General features: G+C 50.4%; 18 protein-coding genes and 1 riboswitch. Of the genes, 2 read left to right on the forward strand and 16 right to left on the reverse strand.

What is annotated here, in order from left to right; genetic code table 11:
* Positions 1–6: 6 nt before the first annotated feature.
* The 8 genes from cobT to cbiD are packed head-to-tail and all read right to left on the reverse strand — an operon-like array spanning position 7 to position 8783.
* A complete protein-coding gene (cobT, locus tag ACCC71_RS08010) occupies positions 7–1056 on the reverse strand; it encodes a nicotinate-nucleotide--dimethylbenzimidazole phosphoribosyltransferase (protein ID WP_434309107.1) in 1050 nt (349 codons plus the stop codon).
* Positions 1031–2404, reverse strand: coding sequence for a cobyrinate a,c-diamide synthase (locus ACCC71_RS08015; protein ID WP_434309108.1), 1374 nt, complete (start codon positions 2402–2404; stop codon positions 1031–1033). The genes cobT and ACCC71_RS08015 overlap by 26 nt, the downstream gene beginning before the upstream one ends.
* Positions 2401–4413: a precorrin-6A reductase gene (cobK, locus tag ACCC71_RS08020; protein ID WP_434309109.1), complete on the reverse strand. Its 2013-nt coding sequence runs from the start codon at positions 4411–4413 to the stop codon at positions 2401–2403. The genes ACCC71_RS08015 and cobK overlap by 4 nt, the downstream gene beginning before the upstream one ends.
* A complete protein-coding gene (cobJ, locus tag ACCC71_RS08025) occupies positions 4410–5138 on the reverse strand; it encodes a precorrin-3B C(17)-methyltransferase (protein WP_434309110.1) in 729 nt (242 codons plus the stop codon). The genes cobK and cobJ overlap by 4 nt, the downstream gene beginning before the upstream one ends.
* Entirely contained in the window at positions 5131–6156 is a 1026-nt protein-coding gene (locus ACCC71_RS08030; RefSeq protein WP_434309111.1) for a cobalt-precorrin 5A hydrolase, read from the reverse strand. Before ACCC71_RS08030 ends, cobJ begins: the two co-directional genes overlap by 8 nt.
* 10 nt (positions 6157–6166) lie before the next feature.
* Positions 6167–6934, reverse strand: coding sequence for a precorrin-4 C(11)-methyltransferase (gene cobM, locus ACCC71_RS08035; RefSeq protein WP_434309112.1), 768 nt, complete (start codon positions 6932–6934; stop codon positions 6167–6169).
* Positions 6931–7629, reverse strand: a complete 699-nt coding sequence (gene cobI / locus ACCC71_RS08040; protein ID WP_434309113.1) for a precorrin-2 C(20)-methyltransferase — start codon at positions 7627–7629, stop codon at positions 6931–6933. Before cobI ends, cobM begins: the two co-directional genes overlap by 4 nt.
* Complete coding sequence (gene cbiD, locus ACCC71_RS08045; RefSeq protein ID WP_434309114.1) at positions 7626–8783, reverse strand: cobalt-precorrin-5B (C(1))-methyltransferase CbiD; 1158 nt, start codon at positions 8781–8783, stop codon at positions 7626–7628. The genes cobI and cbiD overlap by 4 nt, the downstream gene beginning before the upstream one ends.
* 101 nt (positions 8784–8884) lie before the next feature.
* Positions 8885–9060: riboswitch (cobalamin riboswitch) on the reverse strand.
* A gap of 218 nt (positions 9061–9278) precedes the next feature.
* On the opposite strand from cbiD, the gene citC reads away from it, so the two are divergent.
* A complete protein-coding gene (gene citC / locus ACCC71_RS08050; protein WP_434309115.1) occupies positions 9279–10325 on the forward strand; it encodes a [citrate (pro-3S)-lyase] ligase in 1047 nt (348 codons plus the stop codon).
* A 137-nt stretch (positions 10326–10462) separates the two neighbouring features.
* Positions 10463–11383, forward strand: coding sequence for a LysR family transcriptional regulator (locus tag ACCC71_RS08055; protein WP_434309116.1), 921 nt, complete (start codon positions 10463–10465; stop codon positions 11381–11383).
* 89 nt (positions 11384–11472) lie between these two features.
* Here ACCC71_RS08055 and ACCC71_RS08060 read toward each other — a convergent pair whose 3' ends face one another.
* From ACCC71_RS08060 to ACCC71_RS08095, 8 genes are all read right to left on the reverse strand, one after another.
* The gene (locus ACCC71_RS08060; RefSeq protein WP_434309117.1) at positions 11473–12555 is read right to left on the reverse strand and encodes a TRAP transporter substrate-binding protein; all 1083 of its coding nucleotides are present in this window, start codon (positions 12553–12555) and stop codon (positions 11473–11475) included.
* 32 nt (positions 12556–12587) lie between these two features.
* Positions 12588–13862, reverse strand: coding sequence for a TRAP transporter large permease (locus ACCC71_RS08065; protein WP_434309118.1), 1275 nt, complete (start codon positions 13860–13862; stop codon positions 12588–12590).
* Positions 13859–14359, reverse strand: coding sequence for a TRAP transporter small permease (locus tag ACCC71_RS08070; RefSeq protein ID WP_434309119.1), 501 nt, complete (start codon positions 14357–14359; stop codon positions 13859–13861). The genes ACCC71_RS08065 and ACCC71_RS08070 overlap by 4 nt, the downstream gene beginning before the upstream one ends.
* A gap of 22 nt (positions 14360–14381) precedes the next feature.
* Positions 14382–15455 (reverse strand): TRAP transporter substrate-binding protein, encoded by a 1074-nt coding sequence (locus ACCC71_RS08075; protein ID WP_434309120.1) that lies wholly within the window; start codon positions 15453–15455, stop codon positions 14382–14384.
* Between the two features lie 93 nt (positions 15456–15548).
* Positions 15549–16298: an IclR family transcriptional regulator gene (locus ACCC71_RS08080; RefSeq protein WP_434309121.1), complete on the reverse strand. Its 750-nt coding sequence runs from the start codon at positions 16296–16298 to the stop codon at positions 15549–15551.
* A gap of 83 nt (positions 16299–16381) precedes the next feature.
* Positions 16382–17656, reverse strand: a complete 1275-nt coding sequence (locus tag ACCC71_RS08085; RefSeq protein ID WP_434309122.1) for a lactate racemase domain-containing protein — start codon at positions 17654–17656, stop codon at positions 16382–16384.
* 16 nt (positions 17657–17672) lie between these two features.
* Positions 17673–19352, reverse strand: coding sequence for a dihydroxy-acid dehydratase (gene ilvD / locus ACCC71_RS08090; RefSeq protein ID WP_434309123.1), 1680 nt, complete (start codon positions 19350–19352; stop codon positions 17673–17675).
* Entirely contained in the window at positions 19315–20550 is a 1236-nt protein-coding gene (locus ACCC71_RS08095; RefSeq protein WP_434309124.1) for a Zn-dependent hydrolase, read from the reverse strand. The genes ilvD and ACCC71_RS08095 overlap by 38 nt, the downstream gene beginning before the upstream one ends.
* Positions 20551–20558 lie beyond the last annotated feature (8 nt).

The following is a 20558-nucleotide window of genomic DNA, read 5'->3' on the forward strand; positions in this document are numbered from 1 at the left end:
CTCCGCTTAAGCCAAAGGCTGATAGGCTTCGATCTCAACCTGATCAAAGGTGCTCATCTGATCGTATACCTGAAGTCCCATGTCTAACAGAGGAAATAAGGCTACCGCCCCGGTTCCCTCGCCGAGACACATATTACAGGTTAAAAACGCACTGACGCCTAAAGCATCCAAAATCATCTGACCGGCCGGTTCCTTGGACACATGGGAGGCAATCAGATAATCCTGCACGCCCGGACACAGCCGCACGGCGGTCAACGCCGCGACGCCGGAAATAAAGCCGTCGATCACCACCGGAATTTTTTCCGCCGCACAGCCGAGAAATACACCGGTCAATCCGGCGATATCAAAGCCGCCAACCTTCGCCAACACATCGATAGGGTCCGACGGGTCCGGTTGGTGCAGAGCAATGCCATCCTTGATCACCTGAATCTTCTTTTCCAGGCCGGCACTGGTAAGGCCCGCGCCCTTCCCCGTTACCAATTCCGGGGCAACGTCCAAAAATACGGACGCCATGGCGCTGCTGGTGGTTGTATTGCCGATTCCCATCTCGCCGGTAGCCAAAATCCGGTATCCCTTTTCCTTTAGTTCCTTGACCTTTCGTATCCCGGCCTCTACCGCCGCGATGGCGGCCTCCCTGGTCATAGCCGGCTCCTTGGTAAAATTCTTCGTTCCATAAGCGGTCTTATGACGCTCCACACGGGTATCTTTTACCATGCCGGTATCCATGGGAAATAAGTCTGCGCCTGCGCTCTTTGCCATAATCGCAACGCTGGTTTTTCCATCCAAAAAATTTTCCGCCACAATGGCCGTCACTTCCTGGCCGGTCTGCGTAACGCCTTCTTCCACAATTCCATTGTCCGCACAGCAGATCACCACGCCTTTCTTCTCCAAACGAACCTGGTGAGTTCCCGTAATTCCCGCGATCTGCACAACGACGTCTTCCAGCTTTCCCAAACTCCGCAGCGGCTTGGCGATACTATCCCAACGCCTACGGCTCTGTTCTTCCGCTCTGGCGTCCCGGCAGGTAATCTTATGAATGGTCTCTTCGATGAGCATATGCAACCCCTCTTTCTAAAAAATGGAAAGCAGCTTCCGGATTGGAATAATAGTAAAAGTGAGGAAAACCGGCCGCCAGGTTTTCACTCCCATGCACGCAGTCCCATGTATTTTCCCGTACCGGCTTTTTCGCCAAAAATGCGTTTCCACAGTCCGTACTGTCAAAATAGTGGAATTCGTGTCCCTTTAAGGCAGTCCCCGCCGGACCAAAAACGGTCTCGCACCGAGCGGTCAGTTCCACGTATCCAAACCGGCTCAGCCGTCCGGTATGATAGCCCTTGCCCGGCAAAAATCCGACCATCTCATGGGAAAAGGTCTTCATATCTTCCAGTTCCTTTTGGAGATATAAAAAGCCTCCGCACTCTGCCACGCAGGGAATGCCGGCCTCCAAAGCCTCTCGAATCTGTCTTCGAAGCGTCTCATTTTCTTCCAGGCGCCTGGCAAAAAGTTCCGGATAACCGCCGCCAAAGATCAAGCCATCCAAAGATTCCGGCAGCGCCGAATCCCGAAGGGGAGAAAACTCCACCAATTCCGCCCCCATCTTTCGAAGAAGCTCCAGATTATCCTCATAGTAAAAGCAGAACGCCGCGTCGCGGGCTACGCCGATACGAACGGATTCCTCTAACCGTGGAAGCGTTGGTTCTTCCTCCTCAAGTTCCGGCGCTTGCTTTGCCATTGCAATCAATTCATCAAAATCCAGACTTCTCTCCAGAATTTTTGCAAGGCCCGCCAATTTTTCCTGCAGTCCTTCCACTTCCTCTGGCGTTACCAGGCCAAGATGCCGGCTTTCAATCACATAATCCTTCAAGTTCGGCACATAGCCCAGCACTTTTACCCCGCATTCTTTTTCCACAATCGATTTTAACTCTTCATAAATGTTAGGAGATACCTGGTTAAAAATCACGCCGCGGATACCGGAATTTGGCCGAAAATCCACAAAGCCTTTTACCAAAGCCGCCAGAGATAAGCTCATCCCTCTCCCATTGACAATTAAAACCACCGGCGTCTGGGTCACGCGGGCCAAATCATAGGAGGAGGCCCCGGACGTCGTACCTCCGATCCCGTCATAATATCCCATCACGCCTTCCATGACGGCAATATCCGCCTCCCGGCTGTTTTCCGCCAGCAGATAGCGGGTCAAGTTCTCCCCGGTAAAAAACGTATCCAAATTCCGGGAATGGGCGCCCAAAACCTGCGTATGAAACATCGGATCAATATAGTCGGGCCCGCATTTAAAGGAAGACACCCGAAGCCCCCGTTCCCGCAAAGCCTGCAGGATACCGCAGGTCAAAAGCGTCTTTCCGCTTCCGCTGGACGCCGCTCCAAAAAGGATTCTGGGAAGTTTCAATTTATTTCCCCCTTTCCGGTAAAAGAAAAAATTGTCACCGGATTTGCCCCGGTCATCAGATGATACGAGCCGAGCGTCCTTGCTTTCGCCACAGCCACCTGGGCCACATCCAAATCATCCACGGAGTGCTGTTTTAGCCAAATGGTCATCTCCGCAGCCGTCTCCAAAGTTACCGCGTTTACCACCACCCGCGCCCTAGGATTCTTTTCCAAAAGCAGATTCAGGATATCCGCCAGATTTCCCGAACTTCCGCCGATAAACGCATGGGTCGGCGCAGGAAGTTCCCTTAGGGCCTCCGGCGCAGTTCCAGACACTACCGTCAGATTGGGAACGCCCAGACGCTTTCGGTTCTCTTTCAAAAGTTCCAAAGCATCCTCTTTTTTCTCGATGGCATATATCATGCCGTCGGTCGCCTGAAGAGCCATCTCCACGGCCACGGAACCGGTTCCTGCTCCCACATCATAGGCCACTGCCCCTGCAGTCAATCGAAGCTTTGACAGGGAAATTTCCCGGATCTCCTCTTTCGTCATCGGCGCGTTCCCACGAAGAAACGCGTCATCCGGCAGACCGTGAGTCACGACAGCCATATCGGCTTCCGGATTTTCAATCAACAGGACCTGCAAACCAGTCCATTCCTTCTTTACCAGCTCTTTCGGGGTTCCGGAAAGGATTCGTTCCTCCGGATAGGAAAGTTCCTGCCCTACCGTAACCCTTACATGGGAAAAGCCATCATCCATCAAACTTTGACAGATATCCCCGGCGCTGCATTCCCTTCCGCCGGCCAGCGCAAATACCCGTCGATGTTTCCGAACAGAGGCAGGCAAATTCGCGGCCCGTCCATGAAGGCTGATCAACTTCACATCTTCCCAGGGAATCCCCAGTTTCGCACAGAAATAAACTGGGGAGGAAATCCCAGGAATCAACCGAATCTCAAAACCATCCAGCTGTTCCAATAATTTCTTCGCCCCACTATAAAAGCCCACGTCGCCAGACATGCCTACGACCAGATTCCGGTACTCCGGGTGTTCTTTCGCGTAAGCTCCGATGGCCTCCGCACGGTAAATCGCCTCCATAGGTTTTTCAAACCGGGCTAAGGTCTCCAAAATCCGGCCGGCACCCAGAATCACATCTGCTTCCCGGCATGCCTTTTCCGCTTCCCCGGTCAAAGATAAGGAACCTCCCATGCCGATTCCAACGATCGCAAGCGTCGGTTTTCCACTCCCCGCCTTGCTGTCAGCCGCCACCTGGCAGGTCCTCTTCGAGATGCCAAGCAGTTCCGCCACTTCCGCAAAAGAATATCCTGTCTCCTGCCGGGGCCTTTGCACCAAGATCACTTTGACGCTGGCTGCTCTCGCCGCCCGAAGCTTTTCCGGAAAGCCTCCGGCTTTTCCCGACTCCTTGGTCACCATATATTTCGCCTGAATCTGCTTTAGCAAAGCGCAATTGAATTCCTCGCTAAAAGGGCCCTGCATGGCAATCAGATTTCGCCCCTCAAACCCCAGCTTCCGGCACTCCGCCACCGCTTCTTCGGTGGACAAAACTCTGGCAAACAGCCGTTCCCGATAGTTTGGAATCGCCGTATATTTTGCCAACTCCTTGCTTCCTGTCGTGATCAATACATTTCCATCCGTATCCTGAAGATAACGGACGGCGTCCTCCACAGACTCTGCCAGAATACAATCCTCCGCGTCTTCTGCGGATTCTTCCCGCAACAATCGCAGGTAGGGAAGTCCGCAAACAGTGCAGGCCGCCTGAATATTTTCGGAAACCACCGCCGCATAGGGATGGGTCGCGTCCACCACGTGAGAAAAGGCCTCCCGGACCATCAACGCTTCCATCTCCGCCTGATTGAGACGCCGGGATTCCGTCTGAATGCCGGCGCATTCCGGCAAAAGAGTTTCCCCATATTCCGTCGCCACACAGACATAGGCAGGAATTTCCTCTTGTTCTAAAAGCTCCGCTAGACGCCGGCCTTCGCTGGTTCCCGCGAACAGCAGTACCCGTTTCATATCCGGTAACCTCTCGGCGTCACCATCCGCCCGCCAGCTGCCTTGGTCTGCGAATTTCCGATAAAGACAGTCGTAAACATGTCCACTGGGGTCTCTCTTAACTGCTCCAGGGAAAGAATTTCCTTCTCTTCTCCCTCCCTGCCAATGTTTTTCACGATTCCGCAGACCGTTGTTCCCGGCTGATATTGAAGAATCAAATCACAGGCCCGTCTCAGATAATCGTGCCGTTTCTTGCTGGAAGGATTATAAAGGCAAATCACAAAATCCGCCTCCGCCGCGGCAAGCAGACGCTTCTCAATCTTCTCCCAGGGCGTCAGCAGGTCGCTGAGGCTGATCACTGCAAAGTCATGAATCAACGGAGCGCCCAACACGGAAGCGCCCCCGATAGCCGCGGTCACCCCGGAAATGATCTCCACCGGAATTTCTGGATACCGGGCTCCGATCTCCAAAATCAAACCGCTCATCCCATAAACGCCGGCGTCTCCGCTGCATATCATGGCCACCGTCTTTCCCTTGGCGGCCTCCGTAAACGCCAATTCGCAGCGTTCCACTTCTTTGGTCATCGGCGTGGTCAAAAATTCCTTCTCAGAAAAATGCTCCCGTACCAAATCGACGTATACCGTATAGCCTACGATGGTATCGCAGGCCCTAAGCGCTTCCGCCGCGCGGATTGTCATCTCCTCATACCGGCCGGGCCCAATCCCGACCACCATTACTTTAGCCAAAATGAATCCTCCTGTTTTCCTCCGCAATGGCAAGGGTTACCCCATTTGCCGCCTGCTTTTTCACTAATATACGTCCCTTGGACGCTAATACCGCCGCCCGCTCGCAGACATTGTCCACGCCCGTAATCTTTTTCACAAAAGGAGACGGCGTAAAATCTCCCTTTACCGCGGATAATTCCTCCGCCGTATAAAAGGTCAGCGGCCATCCCTGCTCTCTGCAATAGGCGATCAGGCCTTCCTCTTCTTTTTTCAAGTCAATGGTAGCCGCGCCTCGGACCGCCTCTTTTGCCAGTTGGACTTCCCGCAGCGCCTGCTCAACCGCCTCGGCAATTTCTTCTTTCCGTTTTCCCTTCCGGCATCCCAAGCCGATCACCAGGGAACGGGATAAAAAGACCGGCTGATCCGCTTTTTGCACCCCCACCGTGATCTGTAACCGAGCCGCCGTTCCGCCGGAAAGTTCCTCCGGCACGACGCCCTCCAGGGGATATGGACAGGAAAATCCGATTGTCTCTCCGGCAAGCACCGCCGCAGATATCTCTTTGGCATAAGCCATCGAGGGGAGAATCAGGCCATTTTCCTTGGCCCAGACATCCACCGCGAACTTTCCCTGAACGTCGGTAGCCGTCGTAATCACCGCCTGGCCGCCCAAAACATCCGCCGCCTGCCTGGCCAGCGCGTTTCCGCCCCCCAGATGACCCGATAACAGGGAAATCACAAAATTGCCCTTCTCATCTGCTGCGATCACCGCCGGATCTTCCGTCTTCGTCCGGATAAAAGGAGCGATGGTGCGCACCGCAATCCCGCAGGCCCCGATAAAAATCAAGCCTCCGCCTTCCTTCCACCGAGCCTCGCACCAGGCGGAAAGAGAAGTCTCTATGGGTAAAAAATCCGGAAACGCTTCCGACCATTTCTTTAGACACCAGCCCTGAACCACCTGACCTTCTTCTCGAAGGCCAGCGATCAGCCGCTCTGCCAGCTGACCTCCGGAGAGGGTAAAGCTGATCACCGCACACTGCATGATATCTCTCCTATTCCTTTGGGTGACTGGCCTTTCGAAATTCCGTGGTAAAGGCCGGATTATAGAGTTCCGACCGCTGGTATCCGCTCTGGGCCACCACGTCTCCGATCACCATCAGAGCCGTCTTTGTGATTTGATTTTCTCTAGCAGCTTCCGCCAAGGCTGCCACCGTACAGCGGACCACCTTTTCGTCCTCCCAGGTAGCCTTATAGACAATAGCCGCCGGAGTATCCGGAGAATAACCGCCAGCAATCAGCTCCTTGCTGAGTTCTTCCAAAAGCCCCGTGCTGAGAAATACGACCATTGTCGCCCGATGGGCGGCGAAAGATGCGATGCTCTCCCGCTCCGGCACCGGCGTCCGGCCGGCCATCCGGGTGATAACGACGCTCTGGGAGATTCCCGGCAGCGTATATTCCATCCCCAGGGCGGCGGCGGCCCCGCAAAAAGAGCTGACACCGGGACAAACCTCATAGGAAATCCCCTTCTGCTCCAATAAATCCATCTGTTCCCGGATGGCGCCGTAAAGGCACGGATCTCCCGTATGCAGCCGGACCGTCTTTTTTCCTGCCGCTTCCGCCTGCTCCATAACGGCAAATACTTCTTCCAGCGTCATGGCAGCGCTATTATAAATTTCACAGCCCGCCTTCGTCTCCTTTAATAACTCTGGATTTACCAACGAGCCGGCATAGATCACCACATCTGCTTCCTGCAGCTGCTTCTGTCCCCGCACCGTAATCAAATCCGGCGCGCCGGATCCTGCTCCAACAAAAGAGATCATTTCCTGCCTCCCTCCGGTTCTTTTACAATAATTAAAGAATAATATCCGGCGTCCTCTGGAATCTCATCGACGCTGGTATAGATTTTTTCATTTTCCATCCCACAGTTCTCAATCATCGAAACCTCACAGGACAGTTTTTGCAGCTGCGTTTTTACTTCTCCCATCTTTTTGCCCGCTTTCATCAGTACCCTTGTGCCAGGCAGCTGCAAAGCCGTCTCCACCGGATAGGAGGAAGGGATAACGTGGAGCAAATCTGCCTTTTCCACAAGGCCCATATTCATCCGGGCAGCGACCGCGCAAAAGGAAGGGATACCGCTGACAATTTCCGTCGGAAATCCGTCGGCTCCCACCAAACGGTGGATATAGAGATAGGTCGAATAAACCGTCGGATCTCCCAGAGTCAAAAATACCACGTTTTTTCCTGCGGAAAGTTCTTTTTCCAAAAGCTCCGCGCCGAGGCGATGGCTCGCCGCCAATTTTTCCTTGTCCTTTGTCATTGGCATCTCAATCGCCAATACATTCTTTTCCTGGATTTCCGGATAAGCCTGTCTTACAATCCGATATGCCACGCTCTCTTCTTTTTCCTTGGCTGGAACTGCAATTGCATCCGCTTCCCGAATCAGCCGCATCGCCTTTAGCGTCAGCAATTCCGGATCGCCCGGCCCCACGCCTACTCCGTATAATGTTCCGTTCATTCCGTCTCCCCCTGTTTTTTTAATCGTTGTACCAACCGGTCCGCCGACGGCGACCGCCCCAATTCCCCGCGGCGGCTGGAAAATAAAATCGCCCCGACCATAAGCCTGTCATAGGCCCGATGCCTTAAATGAAATTCGATTTTTTCCGTCACAGTCTGCATCACCGTTTCCAGTACGCCGGCTTCTTCCAGAAGGTCTAAAGCATCCTCTGTGGTGACGCTCTCCATCACACGTTTGAGACAAGAACGATCCGCTCCCGCCAAAGCTCCGTGAGCCGCTAAAAGCTCCAATCTGGCGTCGGCTTCCCTCGAATGGGTATTCATAATACCGCCGGCTACTTTGATAAATTTTCCAATATGACTGACAAACAAAATCCCCTTTACGCCTAATTCCAGCCCAAGGTCTACGGTTTTCCCCACATAATTGCTGCACTTTACCGCTTCCTTTAGGTCTAGCTCCGCGCTTCCTTTGATAAAATCCATCCCATAATTTCCCGGCGCCACCAACAGATACTCCGCACCGGATGCCACGCGCATCCGCATCTCCGCTTCGATGCTGGCTACCAGGGCTTCCTCGCTCATGGGCTCTACGATGCCGCTGGTACCAAGAACGGAGATCCCCCCGACAATTCCCAGCCGGGGATTAAACGTCTTTTCCGCCAGCTTCACACCGTCCGGAATTGAAATCACAACCCGGAGTCCACCGGTATATTCCTGATCGTTTCGGACCGTGTCCACCGCTTCCTGAATCATCTGCCTTGGAACGCGGTTAATCGCAGCATTCCCCACTCTCTGGTCAAGTCCAGGCTTTGTCACGCGTCCCACACCCACTCCACCGTCGATTTCGATGCAATTTCTGTCTATTTTCTCCACAGCGGCATACACCATCACGCCATCCGTCACATCCGGATCATCACCTGCGTATTTTTTAACGCCACAGACAGCGCGATCTCCCTCCCACCGGCTCTCCTCAATTGGAAGATTTAAGCGGATTCCCTTGGGCGTTAAAATCGAGAGAAACGGCACCGAGCAGCCGGAAAGTAAAAGCCAGGCGGCAGCCCCTGCTGCGGCAGCGGCGCAGGTACCCGTCGTATAGCCAAAGGCCATTTTTTTATTATTTTTATAGACGTAATACTCCTCAATACCGGTTTTCATCGTGTCCTTTCCTAATGTGCGAATAAAATAGCCCGCTTTCTCCACGCAAAAAGAAAGGGGCTGCCTCTTTCTTTTCCAATTCCAGGACCGCGTAGAATGGCAAAAGCATCTCGGCACAGGCAGGTCTTCTGACTCAAAGCTCTCCCTCCGCCGCCTTCCCAGCTAACCGGTGGCTTATAGCGGAAGCACTTTTTACAGCGACGGGCTCGTACAGGAATTTCACCTGTTTCCCTTTTCACAGCCAAGGATGGCTGCACCTGATGCCGCAAAATTTTCTGCCGGTTTCTTTCCGGCGAGTTCGAAAATAGTGTAACATTTTCTCTTTGCGCTGTCAATAAAAGTCGGTTTTCTAGATACTAGATTCATAAAAAACAGGATTTCTACCAAAAAGGACTTTCGGCGAGAGATTACGATTCCCTTTACAAGTATTCCATTCCCAGATATAATAAAAATAATCCATTACTTTCATTCCAAATCAGAAAGGAACCGTTCTCCATGAGCGAATATACATTAAGTGAAATCCGTGCGACAAACAAACGGGATACCCGTAAGATGGACGCGCTTTTAGAAAAAGAAGGCATCCAGAGAGATAAAAATCTGGACTACAGCGTGGGACTTTTCGATGAAGACTACAATCTGGTGGCCACCGGATCCTGCTTCAAGAACACGCTGCGCTGTATGGCGGTAGATTCCGGCCATCAAGGTGAGGGACTGCTCAATCAGGTTGTCAGTCACCTGATGGAACACCAATATGAACGAGGAAATATTGAACTTTTTCTCTATACCAAGTGTGATTCCGCTAAATTCTTTAACGATCTGGGATTTTACGAGATTGCCCGTGTGGACGGAAAAGTGGTTTTTATGGAGAACCGCCGGACAGGATTTCAGGATTATTTAAATGATCTAAAAAAGACGTCGGTTCCTGGTGAAAAGATCGCCGCCGTGGTGATGAACGCCAATCCCTTTACCCTGGGGCACCAGTACCTTCTGGAAAAAACCGCTTCAGAAAACGACGTCGTTCATGTATTCGTTGTTTCAGAAGATGTTTCCCTGGTTCCTTTTGACGTGCGCTTCCAATTGGTAAAAGCGGGTTCCGCCCATTTAAAGAATCTGGTATATCACCCTACCGGAAGCTACATCATTTCCAATGCGACGTTTCCTTCCTATTTTTTGAAGGATGAAGACTTGGTCATCCGCTCTCACGCGAAACTGGATATCAATGTATTTAAAAAGATCGCTGCATCCCTCGGTGTCAACCGCCGCTATGTGGGTGAAGAGCCTTTTAGTCAGGTAACCGGGATTTATAACCAGGTTATGAAAGAAGAATTGGACGCGTGCGGTGTGGAATGTGTGATTGTCCCTCGGAAAACCGACGGAACCACCGCCATCAGCGCATCTAAAGTCCGAAAAGCGATTCAGGAAGACCGGCTTTCCGAGATTCAGGATGTAGTTCCCGCGTCCACCTACGAATTTTTCCTCTCCGAAGAGGCAAAACCCGTCATCCAAGCAATCAAAAACGCAGAGGAAGTTATCCACTATTAATTTTTATCAAATTTCGTTTATTTTTCTATTTGCAACTTCTCATAAGGAGCCAAAAGCCATCTGTTTCGATGCTTTTTGGCTCCTTCATTGAAAACATAGATATATACGTTCTCATAAAAAAGACAAGGAGATCTCCGATGAATATCCGATATTTAAAAATCTTTCTAGCCGTCGTTGACAATCAGACCATGAATGCGGCCGCTAAGGCGTTAAATATCACGCAGCCCAGTATCAGTCAGGCCATCAGCGAGATGGAATATTATTATGGCGTAAAACTATTCGACCGGTTATCCCGCCATCTGTATCTGACCCCCACAGGTACGCAGCTCCTGTCCTACGCCCGCTATATTGTCTCTACTTTTAATGAAATGGAAGTATTTTTAAAGAACTCCGCGCAAACTCCGCTTCTTCGTATCGGAGCCACCGCTGTGTTCAGTTCTCGTTTTCTAAGTGGAATTGTGAAAGAGGTCCAAAAGCAGCACCCTTCTGCCGCCTTGAATATCCAGGGCAGCAGCACGCCTGTCATTGAAGAAAAGCTGCTAAACAGCGAATTAGATTTAGGTATCGTGGAGGGAAAAATTACACATCCGGATTTAGTCTGCCAACACTTGGCCACAGATCGGTTGGTTTTTGTCTGCGGGCGTACACATCCTTTTTATGGAAAGCAAATTTCTTTTCAGGATTTAAATGATCAAGCCTTTATCACCTATGGAGGCAGTAGTTATCTGAGAAATTTATTTCATCATATCGCGGAAGAAAAGGGTATCCGGTATCAAGAATTTTGGACATGCAGTGGCTCAGAATCAATCAAAACCGCCGTCATGGATGGCCTCGGCCTCTGTATTACCTCGGCAAGTATGTTTCGGTCAGAACTTGCCTCCGGCGCATTGTATGAGATTCCTGTGGAAGGGATGAAATTGACCAGAGAATGGATGATCGCCTACCACAAGAATAAATTTTTTCATCCCATGCTGCTGGAATTTGTTCGGATCTGCCAGGAATATATCGGAAAGCAAATCTTAGAGGAAGCAAATTTGCAGCAGTGCCTGCTGCCGTAACATTTTTTATCTCAAAAAGTACCGCAAAATCATTATTTCAGTGATTTTGCGGTACTCCTTTTTTGTTCTAACTTAAATCATCTTATTTCTTATTGTACTGCCTGAATCTGGTCTACCATATCCTTCAGCATCGGATATTTGTCCGCAGCCAGATTTGCTACTGCTTCACGGAGTCCATCGAGTTCCGGATAGATAATCTCTACTCCGGCCTCCTCCCATTTCGTCAGATATTCCTTTTCCTCTTTCAGCACCGTCTCGGTCCGCCACTGAGCAGCCTCATTCGCTGCCTCTGTGAGCGCTTGCTGAATTTCCGGATCTAAATCATTAAAGTAATTCCGATCAAAAATGAATACGTCCGCACTATGCTGATGATCCGTATAGATCAGGTAGTCACAGACATCGTAGAATCCATGTCCATAAGACTCGATAATCGAATTTTCCTGTGCCTCTACCGTATGCTGCTGAAGAGCGGTAAACGTTTCTGTCAGCGCCAGAGGTGTCGGCGATGCGCCCAGATAGGTCCAGGTATCGATATTTACTTGGTTATTCGGTACCCGAATTTTCAGACCTTTTAGTTCCTCCAAATTGGAAAAAGGCTTCTGACTGGTCGTAACTTTGGTTCCCCGGTACTGCGGCCCTAAGAGTTTAAAGCCACCCTGTTCGCCTACCTGGTCACAAATTTCTTGTCCCATCTCTCCCAACATTACCTTTTGGAAATGATCTGCATCCCGAAATACATAGGGAAGCCCATCCAAATAAGCAAGATCCGTATAGGCGCTTAAGGTCGCGATTCCTTCGATAACAATCTCATTGATTCCCATGGACAACCCTTCTACAGCATCCCGCCAGTCGCCAAGAGAACCTCCGGAGTACACTTCTATTTTTACCTTTCCGCCCGTCTTCTCCGCCGCCAAGTCTGCAAATCTCCGGCATACCTGATCTCGAATGTCTCCGGCCGGATTGGCATTGGCCAGTTTCATTACGATTACATCTCCATCCGTCGGCGCTGACGTCGTTGCCGGCGTACCGGTTTCTTCCTGACTGACAGCCGCGCCTGTCGTGTCTCCCGCAGGCGGCGCAGCCGTTGTCGTGCTCTCCGTCCCCCCTCCGCAAGCACAAAGAAGAGATGCAGACAATACTGCTACAGACAGCATAGATACGAATTTCTTCATAGACTGTTTCCTCCCTTTTACTCTTTATTTAATTAAAACATTACATCCGGCAGCCAAAGCGTCAAAGGCGGCAGATACGTCACCAACATCAGCACGCCAATACCAATCAAAAGTGGTACAATGACAGCCTTTAACGTATGCTCCAACTTTCCTCCCGCAATCTCATTGGCAATCAAGAGACAAGAGCCAACCGGCGGCGTCACCAGTCCCAGGCTTAAGTTCATCGCCATGACCACGCCAAAGGTGATGCCGGAGATACCATAAGCGCTCAGCAGCGGCGCAATCAGCGGGGTTAACATAATAATCGCGGAATTTCCTTCCATGAACATTCCCACAATCAACAGCAGCACATTCAACAAAAGCAGCAGTCCCACCGGCGAGGATGTAACACTGTGAAAGAAATCTAAAATTGCATTCGGCAGATTTGAAGTCACAATAACCCAGCTGGATACTTTGGATGCGCCGACTAAAATCACGATTGCAGCCGTGGAAACAGCGCTCTGTTTTAAAACCTCTTTTAGCTCTTTCCATCTCAGCTCCCGATAAACGAGAAGGCTTACCAAAAACGCATACATGGCCGAAACAGCCGCGGCCTCTGTCGCTGTAAATATGCCAAGAAAGATACCGCCAAGAATCAGAATCGGCATAAACAACGCCCAGATCCCATTTTTTACCGCCGACACCTTTTCTTTGGTCGAAGCCTTTTCATGGCTGGGGAAATCATGGCGTTTGGCATAGACATGGGCGTAAATAACCAACGCTATCGCCAATAAAATACCAGGAATCAGCGCCGCCATAAATAGTTTAGCGATGGAGGTTTCCGTCGCGCTTCCATAAACAATCAGGAAAATACTTGGTGGAATCAACGTTCCCATAGAGGACGCAATTCCGGTGATACTGGCGGCAAATCCCGTCGGATATTTTTCTTTCGCCATAGCCGGCAGCGTAATTCCGCCGATAGCGGCAGTCGTCGCCACGCTGGATCCCGAAATCGCCGCAAAGATGGCACAGGCTACTACAGTCACAATGGCAAGGCTTCCCTTGACGGAGCCGATCATGGTATTGGACACATGAATAATCCGCTTCGTCAGACCAACGGACATAATATTTCCTGCCAGCAGGAAAAACGGAATCGCCAGCAGCGCGGTGCTGTCAAAACCAGTAAACATTTTCTGCGGGAGAATCATCAAGGGCATGCCGTCCAGCAAGATAGCAGCCAAAGACGCCAGTCCAATCGAAAATACAATTGGACATCCCAGGAAAGCAAAAATCAGAAGAAGAATGATCAATAAAGCGCCAACATTCATGATGGTTCCCCCTTTCTCAATTTGCGAAGCTCCCCAAACTGATCACACAGATACTCGATCGTCGTCAGAATCATCAAAAATGCTCCGATTGGGATGCTGGCATAGGGAACTGCCATAGGTACCCGGATTCCTGCGGAAAGATTGTTTGTTGTATTGAGTACCAAACGGATTCCTAACACGCACAACACAACCAAAAAACCTAAAATAGCAAAATACATCACAATCTGGATGACCCGTCTGGCCATTGGTTTCAATAAATTCAGAAACATATCCACCTTCAGGTGAGAATTTCTCCGGATTGCCAGCGATCCGCCCAGCATAATCACCCACACGAATAGATAGCGAAGCAGCTCTTCCGTCCAGGAATTTGCGCTGTTAAAACAATACCGCAAAACAACCTGATATACCATCAGAACCGTCATGGCTGCCAGCACAGTCGCTGTCAACGCAATGACCACTTTATCTATCACATCTAAAACTTTTTTATATCTTTGCATCGCACTCACCCTTCGCTTCTTTTTACTGAACCGCCTGGACGCGGCTTACCAAATCCTGAAGCGCCGGATATTTATCTTTTGCAAAATCGGCGACTGCTTCCCGGAATCCATCCAGCTCCGGATAAATAATCTCTACTCCGGCTTCCTCCCACTTTTTCAGATACTCTTTTTCTTCCTCAAGGACAGCCTGAGTTCTCCATTCTGCAGCCTCTTGCGCCGCTTCTTCAATTGCTGTCTGGATCTCCGGATCCAGGTTATTGAAATATTCCCGGTCAAAAATCCAAACATCCGCATTGTAATTATGGTTTGTCATCATCAAATAGTCGCATACATCGTAAAAACCATGACCATAAGATTCAATAATCGAATTGTCCTGGCCTTCCACCGTATGCTGCTGTAAGGCAGTAAAGGTTTCCGAAAGTGCCAGCGGGGTTGGAGACGCTCCAAAAGCAGCCCAGGTATCAATATTTACCTGATTGCTGGGAACACGCATTTTCAGGCCTTTGACCTCATCAATATTGTGGAACGGCTTCTGGCTGGTGGTCACTTTCGCGCCCCGATATTGAGGGCCAACCATCTTAAATCCGCCGGCCTCGCCAACTTCTTCACAGATTTCCTTTCCGAGATCGCCCATCATTACTTTCATAAAGTGATCGGCATCCCGATACACATAAGGAATGGCTTCAAAATTCGCCAGCTCTGTATAAGGATTGAGCGAGCAGATTGCCTCAATTACAATCTCATCGATCCCCATGGACAATCCTTCAATACAATCTCTCCAATCTCCCAGGGAGCCTCCGGAGTATACGTCGATTCGTACCTTGCCGCCGGTCTTTTCACTGACCAGCTCAGAAAACTTCAGGCAAACCTGGTCACGGATATCTCCAGCCGGATTGGGATTCGCCAGTTTCATCACAATTACATCCCCATCCGCCTGGGCTTCGGTTCCAGCCGCAGCCTCGGTTCCGGACTGCGCTGCCGTTCCGGTCTCTGCAGCAGACGGAGCCTTGGTTTCCGTGGTGTTTCCATTTCCACATCCCGCCAAAAGAGAAACGCCTAATGCTATCGCTGTCATCATCGCTATGATTTTCTTCATAATATCCTTACCTCCTTTAGTATGGTATCCATTTTGTTTCCAACCTTGTTGACGATACTTACTCAATCACAGCCATAGCATCCCTCCTCTCTATTAAATGTGTCCCATCCTTCTCGACAAAGCCTGAGCCTCATCTATCAGGCTCTCACGAAAACTTTCAATTACTTCTTCATGAAAGCGAAAATCTGGACCGGCAATGCTGATACTCCCTAGCACACGGCTGCCATTTCCTAACAACGGCACTGCGAAAGCGGTAACTCCATCATCCACTTCGCTCTTTGTGATACTGTAACCCGCTTTTCGAATCTCCCCAAACTCTTCCTCTGTTTCCTCATTTTCCCAGCTGGAAAAAAGTTTTTTTTGAACGGCAAGACACCGCGTTTTTTCTTCCTCCGACAGGTAGGCTGCAATAATTTTTCCTGTCGCCCCACGGAATAAAGGAACCACACGCCCAATCTCCGAGGTGATTTTCAGTACCTTGCTGCTTTCGATTCGGTCAATGCAGATGGCTTTCCCCTGCTCGTACTTCGTCAGGATTGCCGTCTCACCGGAAACTTCAGCCGCATGACGGAGCAAATCCTCCGCCGCATGCTTTAGAAAATCGTTGTTCTGGCTGATATTAGCCAAACGCACAATCTCACTCCCAATCACATATTTCCCCTCGCTATTGATGTCGGCAAAGCCTCCATCCACCAGGTTGCTGAGAATTCGATATAGAGTGCTCTTGTTCAGCCCCAACATATCCACAAATTCCAGAAGTCCAATTTCCTGATGCTCGCTGTCAAAGCATTTCAACACATTCATCGCTCTTTCGATCGATCTTACAAAGTATTCTCGTTCCATACAGCCCTCCCATTGTTTCATATTGTGAAACCAAGATTTCTATCTCAGTTTATCGCACAAGCAGAGGACTGTCAAGTAGACGATCATTCCGAAATCATCCAACCTTCTTCATCAAATGGAATGGGCTCAAATTCGCTTAAAAGCTCCACATCCTCCCGGTCTCGAATATGATCCCAGTAGGCTTCCGACACCCAGATTTCATCCATATGGTGCGTATTTTTAATCCGAACCACGCTGGGTCTGGTGAAGTCAACATCATTGCAGCACCGAAGCCCTACTAGAACCGCCTCCCGATCGGTATTCACATACATCGGAATCCGGCCGCTGAAAAGTTCCGTGGATGTAGCAATGTTGGTCCAGGTTACGGTCCAGTCCACATCGTTTAAATACTTTCGAGTGACAATATCGATATTTCCAATCCCGCAGGCATTGTGATGCGTGCCTTCGGAAAGACTCTTTACAAAGATTTTCTTATAATCCAGGACTTCATGGGAAACCACGTTGGGGTCATAGCCGCATCCGCTGATCTCTTTTCCCATCTCATCAATCAGAATCAAATCCATACGAGGGTATTTAAACTTCGCCGTATTTTCTTTTGCCAGCTCCAAAAGCGCCGCGTCCCTCTCCAAAATCTTCTCGGTCGGAATCGCTTCCACCTCCAAGATTTCATTATAGGCGTTTTCCACGATGCCGATTCCAAAAGCGGTTGGACAGCACCGCAGAAATTCTTCACAGACCTGAGGAATTCTCTCGGCAAAAGTATCAAACCCCTTCATATGAAAAAGAGAAGCGCCCTCGTGTTTTGCCAGGCCGATGGCCATCATCTTTGCCAGGCCGCTTTCATGCTTGCCATGGAAATTGGTATGCTGTTTGACCTTATTCATCACAACAATACCATCGCTCTCATAGGCATAGCGGTCCACATAAAGAGGGGTTCCATCCGGCAGAGAGGAATATTGAACAGTCTCCATGCTGGACAAAATGGGAACGCCCATCGTTTCTTCGGTAATCCCAAAGGAGGCCAGCATCTCTCTTTGTCCTTCCGCCGTTCCCCCCGCATGGCTTCCCATGGCAGGAATCAGAAAAGGTTTTGCCCCCCACGCTTTTAATTCCTCTATGACCGCCTTCATCATCCGGTCAATATGCGCGATTCCCCGGCTGCTTCCTGTAATACAGATTCTCTTTCCACAAAAGCGCTCCGGCTGAGAAATCTTTGTTCTCATCTCCGCCCTGATGTGTCCTTCCAAATCGATAATATGGGCGTCGTTAAAGCGCTGCCGTACCTTTGCCAACCGAGGGACTGGGATTTGCTCCCATCCTTTCAATACAAAATCCGACGGGGGAAAATTAATCTTCATCGAGCATCCTCCTCTCTCATTCCAGAACGCCGCCCTCACATGCGGACTTTGCCAGCTTTGCGTAGCGCGCTAGATAACCGGAAAGCGTTTTCGGCTGATAGACCCAGTTTTTCTTTCTCTCTGCCAGTTCTTCATCGGAGACATGCAGCTCTAGTTTTTTATGAATCACGTCGATGGTGATTCGGTCTCCATCCTGCACCAGCGCCAAGGGGCCACCTACTGCCGCCTCCGGAGAAATATGGCCAACGAAGCATCCGCTGTTTGTACCGGAAAATCTGCCGTCCGTAATGACGGCGGTAGACCTTGCCAGGCCTTGCCCTGCCAACATTTTCGTGGCTTTAAACATCTCACGCATTCCCGGACCGCCTTTTGGTCCTTCATATCGGATCACCACCACATGTCCCGGTTGGATTCGAAGCGCCTCAATCGCAGCAAGACATTCCTCTTCGGAATCAAAGCAGATAGCCTCTCCTTCAAAAATTCTGGCCTCTTCCGCAATACCAGCCAATTTGGAAACTCCGGTCATCGGTGCCAGATTTCCCCTAAGGATCGCAATCCCGCCTTCTTTGCTGTAGGGATGCTCCAAATCCCGAATCATTTCCGCACGATGCGTGTATGGATTCCGGAATTCTTCCAGATTTTCTTTCAGAGTTTTTCCTGACACGGTCATGACATCCAGGTTCAGATAGGTCTGGACTTTCTTTAAAACCTCCGGAACGCCGCCGGCAAAGTAGAAATCCTCCATATCATATTTTCGGGACGCCGGTGTAATTTCCACCAAAAGCGGTACCTGCTCCCCTACTTCTTCGATCATCGCCAAAATGGTTTCCGGCGGAATTCCAATCTCATGGGCAATGGCGCACAGATGGAGAGCCGCATTGGTAGAACCTCCGGTAGCAGTAACAAAGACAACCGCATTTCTTAAAGAATCCAGTCCGATCACTTTCCGCGCGGTAATCTTTCGATTTACCAGTTCCACCGCCGCCATACCAGTTTTCAAAGCTGCGCGGATTCTCTCGTTAAAGGGAGCTGGAATCGCAGCTGCGCCTGGCAAACTCATCCCCAAAGCTTCACTGAGGCAGCACATGGTATTGGCCGTTCCGTAAAACTGTCCAGAGCCTCCAGAAGGTACGCAGGTATTGGTCATATCCTCTACGACCTGCCGATCCAGTCCGCCTGCCTGATACATTCCCCAGGCTTCTGTTACTTTCGAGGCATCTGCTTTTTCCGTGTTGACAAAGGGCGGACCGCTGAGCATACAGCCTCCATTTAGGAAAATACAGGGAATATCCAGCCGCGCCGCCGCCATCAACATGGCCGGAACAATTTTATCGCAGGATGCCATCAGTACCAGACCGTCCAGATGATGCGCTTTTGCCTCAATCTCAATACTGTCTGCAATATTTTCCCGGGAAGGCAGCACATAATTCCCTCCACAATGGCCGGTGGCGATTCCATCGCAGCAGGCCACCGTCCCAAATTCCAATGGAGTTCCGCCTGCCCGGTAGACGCCATACTTGACATATTGAGCCAGCTGCCGCAGATTTGTATGCCCCGGCACCATCTCATTAAACGAGTTGGCGATTCCAATGACCGGACGGGCCAGATCGTCGTCCGATACGCCGGTTCCTTTGTAAATTCCTCGATTGGAAATCAATTCATCCTTCAGGAAATCTCCGACATTCCATGGTTCCATTTGACACCCCCCTTTCATCCAACTTCTCAATGGCTTTCAACAAAATTTCCGTTCCTTTTGCCGCGTCCGCCCATTCGGTCCACTCCTCCGGGCAATGACTCTTCCCTTCTTTGCTGGGGACGAAAATCATGCCGGAGGGAATGTTTCTGGCTACCGCATTGGTGTCGTGTCCAGCCCGGCTGGGCATTACCATGTAAGGATAGTCCGCTTCCCGGCAACAGTCTTCTAAAATCTCCATGATCTCCCCATCGCATGCAACGGAACTCTTGTCTACCAAAGTCTCAAACTGGAAGGAAACGCTCGAATCTGCCTGAGCCGCCTCCTTGATTTGGTTCATACACGCTTCAATCACCGCGCGATCCATATGGCGAAGCTCCAAAACAGCTTCTACCCGGCCAGGGATGATATTTGCCATATTGGGCCAGAGATGAACCACTCCCGCCGTAGCGACCAGATGATCGCCTATTTCTCTGGCAATCCGGTCGATCTCCACAGCCAGACGGGAAAAAGCCACTAACGCATCCTTTCTGCCTTCCATCCCCGTGGTTCCCGCATGGTTGCTCTCTCCTTCCACCACAATTCGGCATCGAAAAATCCCTACGATTCCACTGACCACTCCGATTGGAATATTCCGGTAAAAAAGCTCGTTTCCCTGTTCAATATGAAGTTCCAAAAAGTATCGTATCTGCTCCACCGGAAACTGACACCGGCGAATTTCATCCGCACAGAGACCTTGAGCCTTCAGCCCTTCCTTTACGGCAGGGGAATCCAAATCCAAAAGTCCCATCGCAGCCCGGCTTCCGAAAGTACCACCTAAGGGTCCCCCTTCTTCCGCCTGGAACGCCACCACCTGCAGGGTATGTTCTGTGACAACGTCCGCCTCATTCAGACAGCGAATCACTTCTAAAGCTGCCGCAATGCCTAAGTTTCCGTCAAACACTCCTCCGTTTCTCACGGTATCCAGATGCGATCCCATTAAAATACATTCTTTCCGGCGTCCTGGTCGTGTTCCAATTACGTTACCGATGGGGTCTACACAAACCGACATTCCAAGATCAGTCATCTCTTTTTTCAAACATTCGACTGCTTCCTGATATTCCTGACTGAATGCAAGCCTGGTAATTCCGCCTTCCGGGCAGCGGCCAATCTCTCCGGTTTTCAGCACTGCTTCCCGCAGTTTATCCTGATTTACCGTCATCTACTTCT

The organism is Hominifimenecus sp. rT4P-3, assembly GCF_051055405.1.
In the GTDB taxonomy this organism is placed as follows: domain Bacteria; phylum Bacillota; class Clostridia; order Lachnospirales; family Lachnospiraceae; genus Pseudolachnospira.